We start from the raw sequence: 18,464 nt of genomic DNA on the forward strand, positions 1-18,464 counted from the left end.
ACGCCCATCAGCAGGGGTCTACAAGGTACGGCATATACACCATACCTGAACCGTCGCGGCGCCGTTTCGCAAAAGCAGGCGGGATATCTCGGCGACGGTGCTTCCGGTTGTGACGACATCATCCACAATGGCGATATGGTGGCCCTGGAGCGACAATTCAAGCTGGAAGGCGTTTTTCAGGTTCCGTTTGCGCAATCTGGCGCTGAGCTGATGCTGGGTGGCGGTGCGGCGCCGGCGGGTTAGCACATCGCTGCGCCAGGCGCAGTCCAGCCAGCGGGAGAGCGGTCGGCACAGCAGATCGCTCTGATTAAATCCCCTCTTCCACTGACGACGCTGCCAGAGCGGCACGCTAATTATCCGGTCCGGGCGGGGAAGATCCCGACGCTGGCGAATGCGCAACAGCAGCAGACGCGCCAGCGCCGGGGCCAGCTCGGGCCGCTTATTGAATTTCAGCTGGTGAATCAGGCCGCTCAGCGGCGGTCGATAGTCATTCACCGTCACCAGCCGCTGCCACGGCGGCGGTTTTTGCAGGCAGCGCCCGCAGGGCAGCGTGCTTGATTGGGCCGGCAGGCCGCACTGCGGGCACAACGGTTCAGACGCCAGCAGCGCCGACGCGCATCGCGAGCAGATCCCCCAGCTGGCGATGGCCAGCGGCATTTGGCATAGCCAGCATAAGCTGTGTGCTGTTAGCATATTTCCCCCTCGTATTGGTGGAAAGAGAACAGTAACTGATGAAAACGATCGCGTGGCAGACCACGGGCGAAGGAAATTGTCATCTTGTGCTGCTGCACGGATGGGGGCTGAATGCCAAAGTGTGGGATTGCATCACGCCGCAGCTGGCTTCGCATTTTACGCTGCACCTCGTCGACCTGCCTGGCTATGGCCGCAGCGGCGGCTTTGGCGCGATGTCGCTGGAAGAGATGGCCCAGCGGGTGCTGGAAAACGCGCCGGAGCGCGCTATCTGGCTAGGCTGGAGCCTCGGCGGGCTGGTGGCCAGCCAGGTCGCGTTATCCCATCCCGATCGCGTGCAGGCGCTGGTCACCGTGGCCTCTTCCCCCTGCTTTAGCGCTCACGACAGCTGGCCCGGGATTAAGCCCGACGTGCTGAGCGGATTTCAGCAGCAGCTGAGCGAAGATTTTCAACGCACCGTCGAACGCTTTCTGGCGCTGCAAACCCTGGGTACCGAAAGCGCGCGGCAGGATGCGAGAGCGCTGAAGAGCACGGTGCTGTCGCTACCGATGCCGTCGCCGGACGTTTTAAACGGCGGGCTGGAGATCCTCAAAACCGCCGATTTACGCCAGCCGTTGACCGCCCTCGCCATGCCGTTTTTGCGTCTGTACGGTCGGCTGGACGGTCTGGTACCGCGTAAAATCATTCCGCTTCTCGATGCGCTGTGGCCCAAAAGCACGTCGATTGTCTTCGATAAAGCCGCCCATGCGCCGTTCATTTCACATCCGCAGGCGTTTTGCGCTCCGCTGATCGAGCTGAAGCGTGAGATCGATAAATTTTTTTAGCGGGACGTGGTAAAAACGCTGGGTGCAGCAATACTTAGGTTGTTGCGGGGGTTGACTATTTCACGCTGGCCCCGTGACCTAAAAAAAACAACCTAATGGAGAGTAGAGGCTATGAAACTTGTTACAGGAATTGTTGCATCTCTGGTGATTGGCTCCCTGTCCTTCGGCGCGTTCGCCGCCAAGGAAATTCAAAAAGACGAAGTGGCTAAGTTGAACCTGACCAAAATTGGTTCGATTACCACCTCCAGAACAACCTCTCCGATGGATGCAAAGCGCGATCTGTCGAAAAAAGCGGATGAGCTGGGCGGCACCTATTTTGTGGTGATTGCAGGCGAGAAGAACGAGAAAACGGTTCACGCTAACGCGGACGTCTACAAGTAAGCCAGAAAGCGGGTCTCAGGACCCGCTTGCGGTATATGCCGCAGTCGGTTCCCGGAAGCGGCGCGTTGCGCCTGTCCGGGCTACCCACCCCAGAACCGTACAAATCTGTGGTCGAATCTCCCGGGTCGCGGCGTAAACGCCTTACCCGGGCTACCAAGCCCAAAACCGCACAAATTCGTAGCCCGGATAAGGCGTTAGCCGCAATCCGGGAAACCTGCCTTCACAGCCCAATCAGCGCAGCGACCACCACTCCCGCAGGCAGGCTTTGCCTTCCGGGCAGCTTTTACAGCTGCCGGAGAGGCAGCCATCGGCATCTTCGGTCACTTTCACCGCTTTCCCCATCGCTTGCAGGCGGCCCAACATGGCGTCAATCAGCGGCTGCGGCGTATTCAGGCGGACGCTGAGCTGCTTTGCCTCCATCCTCCCCTGCAGGGCCAGCATATCGCGGACTTCAATTAATGACGCCATCATCGCTCCTTAGTGGCAATCGCCCGCCGGACTCTGGCAGCAGGTGGACGGCGTTTTGCGCGTCGCCAGCAGCGAGACGTCCACCCGGCTACGCGCTCTGCGCAGCAGGCCAAAGATCACGATATTGAACAGCACCACCGCCAGAATGCACGCCAGGCTATAGCGCGGATGCTGGCTAAAGCTGACGGTCTGGTAGTACAGCGTAGAAAGTGAATAGGCGATATTCAGCCCCCACAGGACGGAGAACATCATCCAGCCGCGGCTCGACTCGCGGGCAATCGCCCCCATTACCGAGATGCAGGGAATATAGAGCAGGACAAAAATCAGGTAGCTGTACGCCGCCGCGGCGCTACCGAATTTGCTGCCCATGACGCCCATCGCGCCGGTTGCCATTTCGCCGTCGCCTTTACTGGCTTCGATAGGGTTGGCCAGCACGCTCAGGCTGAACGTATCTTTCAGGCTCTGCCAGGTCTCGTCTACCGCGGCCAGCAGCTCATCGCCGAGGCTAAACGTCTGCGGATTAAACGCTTCGTTCTGGATATCTTCAGCGGTGTAGAGGGTGTTCAGCGTCCCCACCACCACTTCCTTGGCCATCGCGCCGGTGAACAGCCCGACGGTCGCCTGCCAGTTATCCTCATGTACGCCAATCGGTTTAAATACCGGGGTGATCACCCGGCTGACCGACGCCAGCGCCGAGTCGTTGATGTTATCGACGATCTTACCGCTCAGCGAGAAGCTGTTCAGCGCGCTGAGGAAGATACTGACGATAACGATCACTTTACCCGCGCGCAGGACGAAGCCTTTCAGACGCTGCCAGGTCTGGATAATCAGACTCTTCACGTGCGGAACGTGATACACCGGCAGCTCCATCACGAACGGCGACGCTTCGCCGCGCATAATGGTATGCTTCAGCATCAGTCCGGTCGCAATCGCCATCACGATCCCCAGTACGTACAGCGAGAAGACCGCCAGCGCGCCGTTCTGGCCGAAAAAGGCGGCGGCGAAGACGGCGAAAATCGCCAGCCGCGCGCCGCAGGACATAAACGGCGCCATCATAATGGTCATCAAACGTTCGCGCGGCGCATCAAGCGTACGCGCGCCCATCACCGACGGAACGTTACAGCCAAAACCGACGATTAACGGCACGAAGGATTTCCCCGGTAGCCCCAGCGCCTGCATCAGGCGGTCCATCACAAACGCCGCCCGCGCCATATAGCCAGAGTCTTCAAGGAAAGAGAGGAACAGGTACATCATGCCGATCTGCGGTACCAGCGGCAGTACGGTATTGATACCGCCGCCAATCCCCTGGGCGAGGAACACCGTCAGCCAGTCCGGGAAATGCAGGGTATAGCCAACCCACTGAATACCGTGGATAAAGATAGCCACGGAACCGGCATCAAAAATGGGCTGCAGCGCGCCGCCGATATTAATCGCCAGCAAGAACATCAGGTACATAACGAACAGGAAGACCGGCAGGCCGAGGAAGCGGTTGAGGATCACTTTATCCATCGCCGCGGTAAAGCGGCTTGGCTCGGCGGTAAGGGTGTTACTGACCGCATCGCAAATGGCGGCAATACTTTGGTAACGGGCATCGGCGATATGCAGCGCGGGGTCATCCATCTCTTCGCTCAGGTGCGCCAGGGACACGTCCAGCTTGTGGGCAGCGTCACCGGCGTAGGCGCGGCTGTAAATATCGCCTTCAAGCATCTGTAAACCCAGCCAGCGACGCTGGCGCTGCGGAATATCCGCGGCCATGGCCTGCGCCAGCTTGTCCGCCTCCCGCAGCAGCGGCTGCGGATAGTGCACCAGTTCAATAGCCTGGTTCTGCTGATGGCGATCGATCGCCATTTTTAAGGCCTCGATACCGCGCCCGCGGGTGGAAACCAGCGGGATCACCGGGCACCCGAGACGCGCGGCCAGCGCGTCGACATCGATGCGGATCTTCTGTTTTTCCGCGATATCGAGCATATTCAGCGCGACCACGCAGGGGATGCCAAGCTCCAGCAGCTGCAGCGTCAGATAGAGGTTACGTTCCAGATTGGACGCATCGACCACGTTAATCAGCATGTCGGCGTCGCCGCTGAGAATATAGTGGCAGGCAATCTGCTCATCCAGCGAGGTTTGCGAGGAGATGGTGGTCAGGGAATACGTGCCCGGAAGGTCTACCAGCGTGACCTGATGATCGGTGGTGTTGAAACCACCCTCTTTGCGTTCAACGGTCACTCCCGCCCAGTTACCGACGCGCTGGCGCGCGCCGGTGAGCTGGTTGAACAGCGTGGTTTTACCGGAATTAGGATTACCAATTAAGCCAAGGGTTAATTTTTTCATATTCATACTCTTAGTGCCGGTCAGGCATTATTGTGCAACCGCTTCCAGCTCAATTAACGCAAGATCCTTTTTACGTAATACCAGGCTAACGCGTCGGGTTTCAATATGAATAGGGTCGCCGAGCGGCGCCACGCGAACCACATTGAAAGAAGAACCCGGCAGCATCCCGAGGGACAGCAGCTTTTGCCGATACGCCGGACTAATATCGCGGGAGAAACCGGTGATTTTCCACGCACTATCAGGTGTGAATTGCATAGGACCTACTTGTTTATCGCCAACTGAAAAGAGAGTTTTCCGTATGCGCCGGAGACGCGGCGCCAGGGACCGTAGCTAACGAAGAAGAAAAAATACTCAATGCAAATAATGATAATGAGAATAGTTTTTATCATCAATACATATAATGCGGCCGTTTCGCTTTTTAAAGAGAAAATTGAGCTTTTGTTGATATTGAGCAAACTCTATTTTGTCGCCGTCGCGGAGGTGATGATTATTCTTAATGACTAAATGTTTAATTAAAGTTTCTATAGTTAACGAAATGAAAATAATAATATCGCCGTCCGTAATTCGCGCTTATTACGACGTTATAAGAAAATACTGATGCTTGTTTGCACAATATGGCGAATGCCGGAAGAAATGCGGCCCCTTAGCAAAAGGGGCCGGAAAGAATTAACGTTTTTTACCCATTGCCGCCGCCAGCGCATCCATCATCGCGCTGTTGCCCGCAGGCTGCGCCTCGCGACCGCGAGGTTTAGCGGCCTTCGCCGCCGGGCGGTTGCCCTGAGGACGATCGTTACCGCCGCCGCGGCGCGCGTTGCTGTCGCCTGGCTGTTCGTCCAGACGCATCGTCAGCGCGATGCGCTTACGCGGCAGGTCGACTTCCATCACTTTCACCTTCACGATATCGCCCGCTTTGACCACCGTGTGCGGGTCTTCAACGAACTTATTCGACAGGGAAGAGATATGCACCAGGCCGTCCTGATGAACGCCGATATCAACGAACGCGCCGAAGTTGGTGACGTTGGTCACCGCGCCTTCGAGGATCATTCCCGGCAGCAGGTCGTTCATCGTCTCTACGCCATCGGCGAACTGGGCGGTTTTAAACTCAGGGCGCGGGTCGCGGCCCGGTTTCTCCAGCTCTTTGATGATGTCGGTCACCGTCGGCACGCCGAATTTCTCATCGGTGAAGTCAGCGGCTTTCAGATGACGCAGCTCGCTGCTGTTGCCCATCAAATCTTTCAGCGCCTGCTGAGTCGCCGCCAGAATGCGCTCCACCACCGGATACGCTTCCGGGTGCACGGTTGAGGCGTCCAGCGGGTTGTCGCCGTGGTTGATACGCAGGAAGCCCGCGCACTGTTCAAAGGCCTTCGGCCCCAGACGGCTGACCTTCAGCAGCTGCTGGCGATTCTGGAACTGGCCGTTCTCATCGCGCCAGGAGACGATATTCTGCGCCATCATGCGGGTCAGACCGGCGACGCGGGTAAGCAGCGGGACGGAAGCGGTATTCAGATCGACGCCAACGGCGTTTACGCAGTCTTCCACCACCGCGTCCAGCTTACGCGCCAGCTGGGTCTGGCTGACATCGTGCTGATACTGGCCGACGCCAATGGATTTCGGATCGATTTTCACCAGCTCGGCCAGCGGGTCCTGGAGACGACGGGCGATAGAGACCGCGCCGCGCAGGGAAACGTCGAGATCCGGGAACTCCAGCGCCGCCAGCTCGGAGGCGGAGTACACGGACGCGCCCGCTTCGCTGACGATGACCTTCTGCGCGGTCACTTTCGGGAACTGCTTCTGCACGTCGAGGAAGAAGCGCTCGGTTTCACGCGAGGCGGTACCGTTGCCAATCGCCACCAGCTCAACGTTGTACTTTTCACACAGCGCGGCAACCGCCACCGCCGCTTTTGCGGCCTGGCCGGTATGCGGGTAGATGGTATCGGTAGCCACCAGCTTGCCGGTACCGTCAACGACGGCGACTTTGACGCCGGTGCGCAGGCCCGGATCGAGGCCCATGGTGGCGCGCAGCCCGGCCGGCGCGGCCATCAGCAGGTCGTGCAGGTTGCGGGCAAAGACGTTAATGGCTTCGTCTTCCGCGCGTTCGCGCACGGTCCCCATCAGCTCGGTTTCGAGGTGCATCAGCACCTTGATACGCCACGTCCAGCTCACCACGCCCTTACGCCAGCCGTCCGCCGGCGCGTTATTCAGGCGCAGGCCGAGATGGTCGATAATGATTTGCTCGCCGTGGCTCTCTTTCGGCGGCTCGTCGAACTGCGGGTCGGCATTTAAAGAGAGCTGCAGCACGCCTTCGTTGCGGCCGCGGAACATCGCCAGCGCGCGGTGCGACGGCACGGTGGCGATCGGTTCGTGATGGTCGAAGTAGTCGCGGAATTTCGCCCCTTCCTCTTCCTTACCGCTGACGACGGTCGCCACCAGGTGGGCGTTTTTCCACAGATAGTCGCGCACTTTTGCCAGCAGGGCGGCGTCTTCCGCAAAGCGCTCCATCAGGATATAGCGCGCGCCGTCGAGAGCGGCTTTTGTGTCCGCTACGCCGTTGTCGGCGTCGATATATTTAGCGGCTTCGGTTTCCGGGTCGTGAGAGGGTTCGTTCCACAGCAGATCGGCCAGCGGTTCCAGCCCGGCCTCAATGGCGATCTGCCCGCGCGTGCGGCGCTTCGGCTTGTACGGCAGATAGAGATCTTCGAGCTCGGTTTTACTCAACGTCCCGTTGATGGCTTTTTCCAGCGCCTCGGTCAGCTTGCCCTGCTCGCCGATGGACTTCAGGATCGCCTGACGACGGTCTTCAAGTTCACGCAGATAGCCCAGGCGGGTTTCCAGATTACGCAGCTGCGTGTCATCCAGACCGCCGGTGACTTCTTTACGATAGCGTGCGATAAACGGCACGGTATTCCCTTCATCAAGCAGGCGAACGGCAGCTTCTACCTGTTCAGCCCTGGCCTGAAGTTCACCCGCAATAATGCGGCAGAGCGAATCATTCATCATCGGTTTAATTCATCTTTAGGATCAAAAATCAGGGGGATAGTTATACGGACTGGCACGCTAAAATGCCAGCCGCGACCCAAGCCTCTCGGAATGTTCCGGACCTATTTGGCTTTGACGTATTCAATTTCGTTCACGTACCAGGCCGCCTCGCCCGCGGGGGTGTTCACGATAGCTAAATCACCGACCTCTTTTTTCAGCAGCGCGCGCGCCATTGGCGAATCAATGGAGATGTAGTCGTTGCGGCCAAAGATTTCATCGTAGCCGACAATCCGGAAGCGCTTCGTCTCGCCCGCATCGTTTTCAATCTCCACCCACGCGCCGAAAAAGACCTTACCCTCCTGCTGCGGCGAATAATCGACGATTTTCAGCTGCTCAAGGCACTTGGTCAGGTAGCGCACCCGGCGGTCGATTTCACGCAGGCGCTTTTTATTGTATTGGTAATCGGCGTTTTCACTGCGGTCGCCGAGGCTCGCCGCCCAGGTCACCTTTTTGGTGACTTCCGGACGTTCTTCGCGCCACAGGGTATCCATCTCTTTCTTCAGTTTTTCATACCCTTCACGGGTGATCAGCGGCGTTTTCATCGAAGGTTCCGGCTCCTGATTACAGATCTTTGTGCAATGCTGCGCACAATTCGTCGCACGTCATCATACCAACAGGATAAATAATGTGTCTTATGCTTAAATGTATACTTAAGCTGCTGTTAAATATGCTTTGTAACAATTTAGCCTGGAATATATACCAGATTTCGCTGGTGGGCGACCCGGGCTTTTTTGAGAATACGTACTGACAATTGCAGTGAACCTTTGGGAGTATAAACAATGCAAGAGAATTATAAGATTCTGGTTGTCGATGACGACATGCGCCTGCGTGCGCTACTCGAACGTTATCTGACCGAGCAGGGCTTCCAGGTTCGTAGCGTGGCGAACGCTGAACAGATGGATCGCCTGCTGACCCGTGAATCCTTCCACCTGATGGTGCTGGATCTGATGCTGCCGGGCGAAGATGGCCTGTCCATTTGCCGCCGCCTGCGCAGCCAGAGCAACCCGATGCCGATCATTATGGTCACGGCGAAAGGGGAAGAAGTTGACCGTATCGTGGGCCTGGAAATCGGCGCCGACGACTACATCCCAAAACCGTTCAACCCGCGCGAGCTGCTGGCCCGTATCCGCGCCGTACTGCGCCGTCAGGCTAACGAACTGCCGGGCGCGCCTTCGCAGGAAGAAGCGGTTATCGCCTTTGGTAAGTTCAAGCTGAACCTCGGCACCCGCGAGATGTTCCGCGAAGATGAGCCTATGCCGCTGACCAGCGGTGAATTCGCGGTACTGAAAGCGCTGGTGAGCCATCCGCGCGAACCATTATCCCGCGATAAGCTGATGAACCTCGCTCGCGGCCGTGAATATTCGGCCATGGAGCGCTCCATCGACGTACAAATCTCCCGCCTGCGCCGCATGGTGGAAGAAGATCCGGCACATCCGCGCTATATCCAGACCGTTTGGGGCCTGGGCTACGTTTTCGTCCCGGACGGCTCTAAGGCATGAAACGCGTGCGCTTTTCGCCGCGAAGCTCGTTTGCCCGCACCCTGTTACTGATCGTCACCCTGCTGTTCGCCAGCCTGGTGACGACCTATTTAGTGGTGCTGAATTTCGCGATCCTGCCCAGTCTCCAGCAGTTTAATAAGGTTCTGGCCTACGAAGTGCGTATGCTGATGACCGATAAACTCCAGCTAGAAGACGGCACTCAGCTGGTGGTGCCGCCGGCGTTTCGCCGCGAGATTTACCGCGAGCTGGGCATTTCGCTCTATTCCAACGAAGCGGCGGAAGACGCAGGCCTGCGCTGGGCGCAGCATTATGAATTCTTAAGTCAGCAGATGGCGCACCAGCTCGGCGGGCCAACCGAAGTGCGGGTCGAGGTAAACAAAAGCTCCCCCGTGGTGTGGCTGAAAACCTGGCTTTCTCCCAATATCTGGGTGCGCGTACCGCTGACCGAAATCCACCAGGGCGATTTCTCGCCGCTGTTCCGCTACACCCTGGCGATCATGCTGCTGGCGATTGGCGGCGCCTGGCTCTTTATTCGTATTCAGAACCGACCGCTGGTCGACCTGGAGCACGCGGCGCTTCAGGTCGGGCGAGGGATTATTCCCCCGCCGCTGCGCGAATACGGCGCATCGGAAGTGCGATCGGTGACCCGCGCCTTTAACCACATGGCGGCTGGCGTGAAGCAGCTGGCGGATGACCGCACGCTGCTGATGGCCGGGGTGAGCCATGATTTACGCACTCCCCTTACGCGTATCCGCCTGGCGACGGAGATGATGGGCGAAGAGGACGGCTACCTCGCCGAGTCGATTAATAAAGATATTGAAGAGTGTAACGCCATTATCGAGCAGTTTATCGACTACCTGCGCACCGGCCAGGAGATGCCGATGGAGCTGACGGACCTTAACGCGGTGCTGGGGGAAGTGATTGCGGCGGAGAGCGGCTACGAGCGAGAAATCGCCACCGACCTGCAGCCGGGCGAGATCCCGCTGCGCGTGCATCCGCTCTCCATCAAGCGCGCGCTGGCGAATATGGTGGTCAACGCCGCCCGCTACGGCAACGGGTGGATTAAAGTCAGCAGCGGCAGCGAGGGGAACCGGGCCTGGTTCCAGGTGGAAGATGACGGTCCGGGAATTAAACCGGAGCAGCGTGAGCATTTGTTCCAGCCGTTCGTGCGCGGCGATAGCGCCCGTACGATTAGCGGGACCGGCCTCGGCCTGGCTATCGTTCAGCGCATTATCGATAACCATAACGGTAAGCTGGAACTTGGCTCCAGCGAACGCGGCGGATTATTAATTCGCGCCTGGCTGCCGGTGCCGATGCAGCGTGCCCTGCCCGCGATAAAGCCCGCCAAAGAGATCTAATTCTGCCGGTACGCCCGCATTAAAACGCCCGGCGGCGCCACGCTGTACGCCGCCGCATTGCCCTTGTATCCCGGAGAGGTGCGCCAGCACCGCCTCCGGACTGCACCAGGTTTAATGCGCTTTATTCGCCATCGCATACGCCGCTGGCAAATTCAGCCGCTGCCAGAACTGCTGCGCGTCGTTATCACCGGAAAGCGGATACCCTGCGGGCAACGCCGTTTTGACCATCAGCGCCCGACGCTGCGCGGCGGACAGATTCGGCAGCGCAGCCTCCAGCAGCACTTCAGCCCCTTGCGGCACCTTCAGGCTCTGTTTTTCGCCCTTCTGCTGCGGCAGATCGTAGGTCATGGTAAAGCGATAAAACGCGACCATCGCCGGGTCGCGATACGGATCGTCTTTCGCAGGCACTTTCGCGCACTCCGCCAGCGTCGTGCCGCACTCTTTCTCCAGCGCGGTACGCAGCTGGTCGCGGGCCTCATTAAACAGCCCGCGATACTTCGCGTCATTCAGGTAGTGGGCGACATTGCGCTGCGCCACCATCCGCGACCCCATCACGTCCAGCGGATAGTGCACGCCCAGCACGATGCGCGAATAGCCATAGCGTGCGCCGCGCGTCACCAGCGCGTCGAAGCGCTCCGGGATCATCTCCGCCATTAGCAGAGCGTCGGTATAGCCGGTGTTGGTGTGCCCGCTCGGAAACGAGCCGCCGTCGGCGGTATAGGGCTTATTGTCCTTAACGACCACATCGTCCGGCACCAGATGGATGGTATTGCCCTGAATCAGGAACGGGCGCGGGTTGTTAAAGTGCTTTTTCGCCGCCCCGGTACTCACTTCCGAAGCTTTGATCAGCGCCGCCGCCTTACCAAGCTCGCCTTTGTCGTAGGCGGCGAGGAACGCTTTGCCGAGACGCGGCCCCAGCGCATCGCTGAGGAAGTAGAGATAGCTGATGCCCTCGGCATCCGCCAGCGCCTGATGGCGGGAGGTCTGTACGGCATCGCGGTTGATGGCGGTGACCGTCGCCAGATTTTGCTCAATTACCGCCTTCGGCAGCGCAGTGAACGCCGAGAGCAGCGCAATACCCGCCTGCTGGTTGGCTTTTGTCTGGAAGTCATAACCGCTGGCCTTCAGCCACGCGGTATCCGCCTGAGTTTTATTCTGTCTGGCGTGTTCAAGCTGGTCGCGAGTCAGGGTTGCCGCATCGCCCTTCAGCGCGTTGCGCAGCTGCGACAGGCTTTGGCTCTCCAGAGCGTCAAACGCCGGACTGGCGGCGGCTGGCGTCACGCCGTTGGCGATTGCCGCCGCCTGATTCAAAGGAACCTCTTTCGCCAATGCCGGCAGCGCCAGCACGAGCGCCGATGCGAGAAGCGTGATGTGCAGTTTCATTATTTTCCTTTTATACCCTAAATAATTCGAGTTGCTTAAAGGCGGCAAGGGAGTGAGTCCCCGGGAGCATAGATAACTATGTGACCGGGGTGAGCGAACGTAGCCAACACATAAGCAGCTTGAAGTATGACGGGTAAATTCAAACCATTACCTTGCCTTTACGTGACGCTAGCCCTTCTGTTTGACGCTTTTATGACACGGTTATGTTTTGCAACGCTTTAAGCGGAATGGAAACAGCGCGGCGGTAATCCAGGCCGATCTGCGGTAAACTATCGGTCATCTTGTCTCAATCCCGGAATCACCGTATCCATGCTCAGTTATCGTCATAGCTTTCACGCAGGCAACCACGCCGACGTTCTTAAACACACCGTTCAGAGCCTGATCATTGAATCGCTCAAAGAGAAAGAAAAACCGTTTCTCTATCTGGACACCCACGCCGGCGCAGGCCGCTATCAGCTGAGCAGCGAACACGCCGAGCGTACCGGTGAATATCTCGAAGGCATCGCCCGCATCTGGCAGCAGGATGACCTGCCCGCCGAGCTGGAGCCGTATATCTCCGTCGTTCAGCACTTCAACCGTAGCGGCCAGCTGCGCTACTACCCCGGCTCGCCGCTGATTGCCCGCCAGCTGCTGCGCGAGCAGGACAGCCTGCAGATGACCGAACTGCATCCCAGCGATTTTCCGCTGCTGCGCGCCGAATTTCAGAAAGACGACCGCGCCCGGGTTGAAAAAACCGATGGCTATCAGCAGCTGAAGTCGAAGCTGCCGCCGGTTTCTCGTCGTGGACTGGTGCTGATCGACCCGCCTTACGAAATCAAAAGCGACTACCAGGCGGTCGTGACCGGTATTCATGAAGGCTACAAACGCTTTGCTACCGGCACCTACGCGCTGTGGTATCCGGTGGTGCTACGGGCGCAGATTAAGCGCATGATCAAAGAGTTAGAGGCCACCGGCATTCGCAAAATTCTGCAAATCGAGCTGGCGGTGCGTCCGGACAGCGACCAGCGCGGGATGACCGCCTCCGGGATGATCGTCATCAACCCGCCGTGGAAGCTGGAGCAGCAGATGAACAACGTTCTGCCGTGGCTGCATAAAAAGCTGGTGCCGACCGGCATCGGCCATACCACCGTCAGCTGGATCGTGCCTGAGTAATCGCAGTCATCGGTGGAAACTATTGATTTCAGGTATACAATCGCGCCAATCAGACATTAAGGATAAGACTCATGAGCAAGCATTATGACTATATCGCCATTGGCGGCGGCAGCGGCGGTATCGCCTCCATTAACCGTGCCGCTATGTACGGCCAGAAGTGCGCGCTGATTGAAGCCAAAGACCTGGGCGGTACCTGCGTGAACGTCGGCTGCGTGCCGAAAAAAGTCATGTGGCATGCGGCGCAGATCCGTGAAGCCATCCATCTGTATGGTCCGGATTACGGTTTTGATACCACTATCAATCACTTCGACTGGGACAAACTGATCGCCAGCCGTAGCGCCTATATCGATCGTATCCACACCTCCTACGATAACGTGCTGGGCAAAAATAAGGTCGATGTGATTAAAGGCTTCGCCCGTTTTGTCGATGCGAAAACCATCGAAGTTAATGGCGAGACGATAACCGCCGATCATATTCTGATCGCCACCGGCGGCCGCCCGAGCCATCCGAATATCCCCGGCGTCGAATACGGCATTGATTCCGATGGTTTCTTCGAACTGCCGGCGCTGCCGAAACGCGTTGCGGTTGTCGGCGCGGGCTATATCGCCGTTGAGCTGGCGGGCGTGATTAACGGCTTGGGCGCGGAGACGCACCTGTTCGTGCGTAAACACGCGCCGCTGCGTAGCTTCGATCCGCTGATCGTGGAAACGCTGGTTGAGGTGATGAACGCCGAAGGCCCGCAGCTGCATACCCATGCCATTCCGAAAGCGGTTGTGAAGAACGCCGACGGCAGCCTGACCCTGGAACTGGAAGATGGCCGCAGCCAGACCGTGGACTGCCTGATTTGGGCGATCGGTCGCGAACCGGCAACCGATAACTTCAACCTCGCCGCGACCGGAGTGGAAACCAACGATAAAGGCTATATCGTCGTCGATAAATTCCAGAACACCAACGTTCCGGGTATTTACGCCGTCGGCGATAATACCGGCGCCGTCGAGCTGACCCCGGTCGCCGTTGCCGCAGGTCGTCGTCTCTCCGAGCGTCTGTTTAACAACAAGCCGGACGAACATCTGGACTACAGCAATATTCCGACCGTGGTGTTCAGCCATCCGCCTATCGGCACCGTCGGCTTAACCGAGCCGCAGGCGCGCGAGCAGTACGGCGATGAAGCGGTGAAAGTGTATAAATCCTCTTTCACCGCCATGTATACCGCCGTGACCTCACACCGCCAGCCGTGCCGCATGAAGCTGGTCTGCGTCGGCCCGGAAGAGAAGATTGTCGGTATTCACGGTATCGGCTTCGGGATGGACGAGATGCTGCAGGGCTTCGCGGTGGCGCTGAAGATGGGCGCAACCAAGAAAGGCTTCGACAATACCGTGGCGATCCACCCAACCGCCGCGGAAGAGTTTGTGACGATGCGGTAAGACGCGCACCATGCCTGAAAAAGAAGCTCCGGAGAGCTTCTTTTTTTTTGCCTCTACGCCACGCCGTTATTCCCGTGACGCTTAAACGCCGGCCGCTGATTCAGCGCCATATACCAGCGCTCCACTTCCGCCATTTCAGGATGGGCGAACGGCGTCATTTTCCAGCGATGCACCGACAGGCCAAGGACAATATCCGCCAGCGTAAACTCGCTACCGGCGACCCATGCCCCGGTTTGCTGCAGCTGCGTATTGACGATCTGCACGCAGCGGGTCCAGGCGGCAATGCTCTCTTTGATAGCCGTCGGATCCTGAAAGCGCGGGTCCTTGCGTACCAGTCCCATAAAGGCATAGCGCCAGGCAGTATTAAATTCCGTTGCCTGCCAGTCCATCCAGTGCTCAACCTCGGCGGCAGCCTGCGGCGCCGTGGGGAGCAGGTCTTCCCGCCCGGCTTTGCGCGCCAGATAGCGGCAGATGCTGTTCGACTCCCATAACACAAAGTCGTCATCCCGCAGCACGGGCACCAGGCTGTTCGGATTAAGGGCGCGAAACTCCGGGGTCTCAATCGACTGAAACCCGCTGCCGTAATCCTCCTGCTGATATTCAAGCCCCGCCTCTTCGCAGGTCCACAGCACTTTGCGCACGTTAATTGATGAGCGTTTGCCCAGTATTTTTAGCATTGTCAGCAATTCCTCAATCAAAAGAGATGTTTGTTTCACAATACTGCATCGGCGGCGCATGTACAGCCGGATAATGTGTATAGTGGATTGCACGATTTTTCTCCAGGACAGGTTACCCGACATGTTGACCTCTTTTAACGTTTTAACACCGGGCAATATCCGCTTTGGACGCGGCCTTGCTCTCAGCGCCGCCCCCTGGCTCGCCGCCCGCTCCGCACAGATACTGCTGATTCACGGCGCCAGCCTGCAGCGCGCGGCGTTCTTATTAAGCGAACTCCACGCTCACCAGCTGAACGTCACCACGCTGTCTATCGCCCATGAACCCGACCTGCAGGATATTGAACGGGGCGTTCGTCTGGCGCGGGAAAGAGGCGTCGGCGCGGTGGTCAGCCTCGGCGGCGGCGCGGTGATAGATGCCGGCAAAGCGATTGCGGCGCTGGTTCCCGCGCAGGGGCCCGCGATCGAGTATCTGGAAGTGGTGGGTACCGGGCGCCTGTTAGAAGCCAATCCGCTGCCGTTCGTCGCCATCCCCACCACGGCCGGTACCGGAGCGGAAGTCACAAAGAACGCGGTGATCAACGTCCCCGAGCAGCAGCGCAAGGTCAGCCTGCGCGACGACCGTATGCTGCCGGACCTGGCGATTGTCGACCCGTCGCTCACCGACAACACCCCGCGCGCGGTGACCCTCGCTTCCGGCCTGGATGCCCTCACCCAGGTGATTGAGCCCTGGCTGTGCGCCCGGGCGAATCCTTTTACCGACGCTCTCTGCCGGGAGGCGATCCCACGCGGCATCAAAGCGCTCAGAACGCTGATGGCCAAAGAGTGTCCGGATAGCCGCGATGAGATGGCATGGGTCAGCCTGTGCGGCGGGCTGGCGTTAGCCAACGCCGGTCTCGGCGTCATTCACGGTCTTGCGGGCCCATTAGGCGGTCTGAGCAACGCCCCCCACGGCGCGCTTTGCGGCAGCCTGCTTCCCTTCGGCCTGGCGCTCAATGAAACGCAAATTAGCGACGAACGCCTCCGCCAGCGTTTTGCCGACGTACGCCAGTGGCTGGCCGCCGGGCTGGACGCCGATCCAAACAGCGCCTGGGAGAGCCTGCGCGAGTGGAGCCAGCGATCCGGTCTGGGCAATCTGTGCGAGCTCGGCGTCCCCCGCGAAGCGCTGGAACCCGCGGCCCTCGCCGCCAGCAGCTCATCCTCCATGAAGGCTAACCCGGTTATGCTGACCAGCGAGCAGCTGCTGGAAATGCTGGAGGCCGCGTGGGAGTAATGGCTTAATCGCTAAAGCGCCTGGAAATTTAGATTTTGTTGCAAAACGAAATCTCCGAATTTTTCGGCGCAATACGAAGCGGTTAAAACGGTTTTAATGCTCCAGGTCAACGAGTTAAAGCAGAAACCCCGGGCAGACGGTTTAGAACAAAGCGTGATCTACCGCACACTTCTCTTTTCGTTTCCCGCTGCGAATGTCTAAGCTTAATAGACAGGTCGGGCGCGCCCGGCATCCTCTACTGACGCAATCCGGAGGTCCGTACCACTATGTTCAGCCAGAAATTACGCAACGTTGATGACGATGAGCTCAGGATCGAAATCGATCCGTGCTACGAAGCCGATCCGTATGAGTTAAAGCTGGATGAAATGTTCGACGCCGAACCCGAACCGGAGATCATCGAAGGGCTGCCCGCCTCGGATGCCCTGACCCCTGCCGATCGCTATCTGGAACTGTTCGCTCACGTCCAGAAGTCGCGAATTTTCGCCGATAGCAAAACCTTCCCCGACTGCGCGCCGAAGCAGGACCCGCTGGATATTTTGATTCACTACCGTCGCGTCCGGCGCACCCCCGGATTCGATCTCCGTCAGTTTGTTGAAGACCACTTCTGGCTGCCGGAAAACCGCGCCGAGGATTACGTCTCCGATCCCACGCGATCGTTAAAGGAGCATATTGATAATCTGTGGCCCGTCCTGACCCGCGAGCCGCAGGATCATATTCCCTGGTCGTCGCTGCTGGCGCTGCCGCAGTCTTATATTGTGCCTGGCGGGCGGTTTAGCGAAACCTACTACTGGGATTCCTACTTCACCATGCTGGGGCTGGCGGAAAGCGGCCGCGAAGACCTGCTGAAATGCATGGCCGACAACTTCGCGTGGATGATTGAAATCTACGGCCATATTCCTAACGGCAACCGCACCTACTATCTCAGCCGCTCGCAGCCGCCGGTGTTTGCCCTGATGGTCGAACTGTTTGAAGAGGATGGGGTTCGCGGCGCCAAACGATACCTTGACCATCTGCGGATGGAGTACAGCTTCTGGATGGACGGCGCGGAATCGCTGATCCCCAACCAGGCCTACCGTCACGTGGTGCGGATGCCGGACGGCTCGCTGCTGAACCGCTACTGGGACGATCGCGATACGCCGCGCGATGAGTCATGGCGGGAAGATGTCGAAACGGCGAAGCACTCCGGGCGCCCGCCGAACGAGGTCTATCGCGACCTGCGCGCCGGGGCGGAGTCCGGCTGGGATTACTCCAGCCGCTGGCTGCGGGATATCACCCGGCTGGCGAGCATCCGTACCACCCAGTTTATCCCCATTGATTTGAACGCCTTCCTGTTCAAGCTGGAGAACACCATCGCCAACCTCTCCGGCCTGAAGGGCGACCGGGAAACAGAGGCCGCTTTTCGCCAGAAGGCCAGCGAGCGCAGGGCGGCGGTAACCCGCTATCTGTGGGATGACGAAAGCGGCTGTTTCCGCGATTACGACTGGCGCCGCGAGCAGCTGGCGCTGTTTTCCGCCGCCAGCCTCGTCGCGCTGTATGTCGGCATGGCGACCCATGAACAGGCCGACAGGCTCGCCGACGCGGTACGCGCCCGCCTGCTCACCCCCGGCGGTATTATGGCGACGGAATATCAAAGCGGTGAGCAGTGGGATAAGCCCAACGGCTGGGCGCCGCTGCAGTGGATGGCGGTACAGGGTTTTAAAATGTACGGCCAGGATCCCCTGGGCGATGAGATAGCCCAAAGCTGGCTGCAAACGGTGAATCATTTCTATAAACAGCACTATAAGCTGATTGAAAAGTACCATATCGCCAGCGCCACCCCCCATGAAGGCGGAGGCGGTGAATATCCGCTCCAGGATGGCTTTGGCTGGACGAATGGCGTGGTGCGCCGGCTTATCGGCCTGTACGGCGAACCGTTGTAAAAGCGGACTATTCCCGCGGTCGATGTCCTGCTATGTTCATGGCATCGACTTTCGC

16 protein-coding genes are annotated in these 18,464 nt (G+C 58.7%); 8 read left to right on the plus strand and 8 right to left on the minus strand.

Going from position 1 to position 18,464, the window contains the following annotated elements; all coding sequences use genetic code 11:
- Positions 1-18: 18 nt before the first annotated feature.
- Positions 19-693, minus strand: a complete 675-nt coding sequence (gene gntX, locus FQK12_RS13410; RefSeq protein WP_038422950.1) for a DNA utilization protein GntX — start codon at positions 691-693, stop codon at positions 19-21.
- Positions 694-731: 38 nt separating this feature from the next.
- Between gntX and bioH the strand changes: the two genes are divergently transcribed.
- Both bioH and FQK12_RS13420 read left to right on the plus strand, forming a co-directional pair.
- The gene (gene bioH, locus FQK12_RS13415; protein WP_014227146.1) at positions 732-1,514 is read left to right on the plus strand and encodes a pimeloyl-ACP methyl ester esterase BioH; all 783 of its coding nucleotides are present in this window, start codon (positions 732-734) and stop codon (positions 1,512-1,514) included.
- Between the two features lie 111 nt (positions 1,515-1,625).
- Positions 1,626-1,895: a YdgH/BhsA/McbA-like domain containing protein gene (locus tag FQK12_RS13420; RefSeq protein WP_014227147.1), complete on the plus strand. Its 270-nt coding sequence runs from the start codon at positions 1,626-1,628 to the stop codon at positions 1,893-1,895.
- A gap of 231 nt (positions 1,896-2,126) precedes the next feature.
- On the opposite strand, the gene feoC is transcribed toward FQK12_RS13420, so the two are convergent.
- The 5 genes from feoC to greB all read right to left on the minus strand — a co-directional run bounded on the left by feoC (position 2,127) and on the right by greB (position 8,269).
- Positions 2,127-2,363 carry a [Fe-S]-dependent transcriptional repressor FeoC gene (gene feoC / locus FQK12_RS13425; protein ID WP_014227148.1) on the minus strand — a complete coding sequence of 79 codons (237 nt, stop codon included), beginning with the start codon at positions 2,361-2,363 and terminating at the stop codon, positions 2,127-2,129.
- A 9-nt stretch (positions 2,364-2,372) separates the two neighbouring features.
- Positions 2,373-4,691, minus strand: coding sequence for a Fe(2+) transporter permease subunit FeoB (gene feoB / locus FQK12_RS13430; RefSeq protein ID WP_014227149.1), 2,319 nt, complete (start codon positions 4,689-4,691; stop codon positions 2,373-2,375).
- A gap of 27 nt (positions 4,692-4,718) precedes the next feature.
- Entirely contained in the window at positions 4,719-4,946 is a 228-nt protein-coding gene (gene feoA / locus FQK12_RS13435; RefSeq protein WP_004126281.1) for a ferrous iron transporter A, read from the minus strand.
- Positions 4,947-5,357: 411 nt separating this feature from the next.
- A complete protein-coding gene (locus FQK12_RS13440; RefSeq protein ID WP_014227151.1) occupies positions 5,358-7,688 on the minus strand; it encodes a Tex family protein in 2,331 nt (776 codons plus the stop codon).
- Positions 7,689-7,789: 101 nt separating this feature from the next.
- The gene (gene greB, locus FQK12_RS13445) at positions 7,790-8,269 is read right to left on the minus strand and encodes a transcription elongation factor GreB (protein WP_004106676.1); all 480 of its coding nucleotides are present in this window, start codon (positions 8,267-8,269) and stop codon (positions 7,790-7,792) included.
- A gap of 237 nt (positions 8,270-8,506) precedes the next feature.
- Here greB and ompR point away from each other — a divergent pair, with 237 nt between their 5' ends.
- Complete coding sequence (gene ompR, locus FQK12_RS13450) at positions 8,507-9,226, plus strand: two-component system response regulator OmpR (RefSeq protein ID WP_001157751.1); 720 nt, start codon at positions 8,507-8,509, stop codon at positions 9,224-9,226.
- Positions 9,223-10,584, plus strand: a complete 1,362-nt coding sequence (gene envZ / locus FQK12_RS13455; RefSeq protein ID WP_014227153.1) for a two-component system sensor histidine kinase EnvZ — start codon at positions 9,223-9,225, stop codon at positions 10,582-10,584. Before ompR ends, envZ begins: the two co-directional genes overlap by 4 nt.
- 111 nt (positions 10,585-10,695) lie before the next feature.
- Here envZ and FQK12_RS13460 read toward each other — a convergent pair whose 3' ends face one another.
- A complete protein-coding gene (locus FQK12_RS13460) occupies positions 10,696-11,967 on the minus strand; it encodes an acid phosphatase (RefSeq protein ID WP_014227154.1) in 1,272 nt (423 codons plus the stop codon).
- A gap of 309 nt (positions 11,968-12,276) precedes the next feature.
- Between FQK12_RS13460 and FQK12_RS13465 the strand changes: the two genes are divergently transcribed.
- The gene (locus FQK12_RS13465; protein WP_009651758.1) at positions 12,277-13,119 is read left to right on the plus strand and encodes a 23S rRNA (adenine(2030)-N(6))-methyltransferase RlmJ; all 843 of its coding nucleotides are present in this window, start codon (positions 12,277-12,279) and stop codon (positions 13,117-13,119) included.
- A gap of 71 nt (positions 13,120-13,190) precedes the next feature.
- Positions 13,191-14,543, plus strand: coding sequence for a glutathione-disulfide reductase (gene gorA, locus FQK12_RS13470; protein ID WP_014227155.1), 1,353 nt, complete (start codon positions 13,191-13,193; stop codon positions 14,541-14,543).
- 53 nt (positions 14,544-14,596) lie between these two features.
- Here gorA and FQK12_RS13475 read toward each other — a convergent pair whose 3' ends face one another.
- Positions 14,597-15,220: a glutathione S-transferase family protein gene (locus tag FQK12_RS13475; protein ID WP_014227156.1), complete on the minus strand. Its 624-nt coding sequence runs from the start codon at positions 15,218-15,220 to the stop codon at positions 14,597-14,599.
- 121 nt (positions 15,221-15,341) lie between these two features.
- On the opposite strand from FQK12_RS13475, the gene FQK12_RS13480 reads away from it, so the two are divergent.
- On the plus strand, positions 15,342-16,490 hold the full coding sequence (locus FQK12_RS13480; RefSeq protein ID WP_014227157.1) for an iron-containing alcohol dehydrogenase: 1,149 nt from the start codon (positions 15,342-15,344) through the stop codon (positions 16,488-16,490).
- A gap of 266 nt (positions 16,491-16,756) precedes the next feature.
- On the plus strand, positions 16,757-18,409 hold the full coding sequence (locus FQK12_RS13485; RefSeq protein WP_014227158.1) for an alpha,alpha-trehalase: 1,653 nt from the start codon (positions 16,757-16,759) through the stop codon (positions 18,407-18,409).
- The last annotated feature ends 55 nt before the right edge of the window (positions 18,410-18,464 follow it).

Origin of the sequence: Klebsiella sp. ME-303, from assembly GCF_007910085.1 — a bacterium.
Taxonomy (GTDB): domain Bacteria; phylum Pseudomonadota; class Gammaproteobacteria; order Enterobacterales; family Enterobacteriaceae; genus Klebsiella; species Klebsiella michiganensis.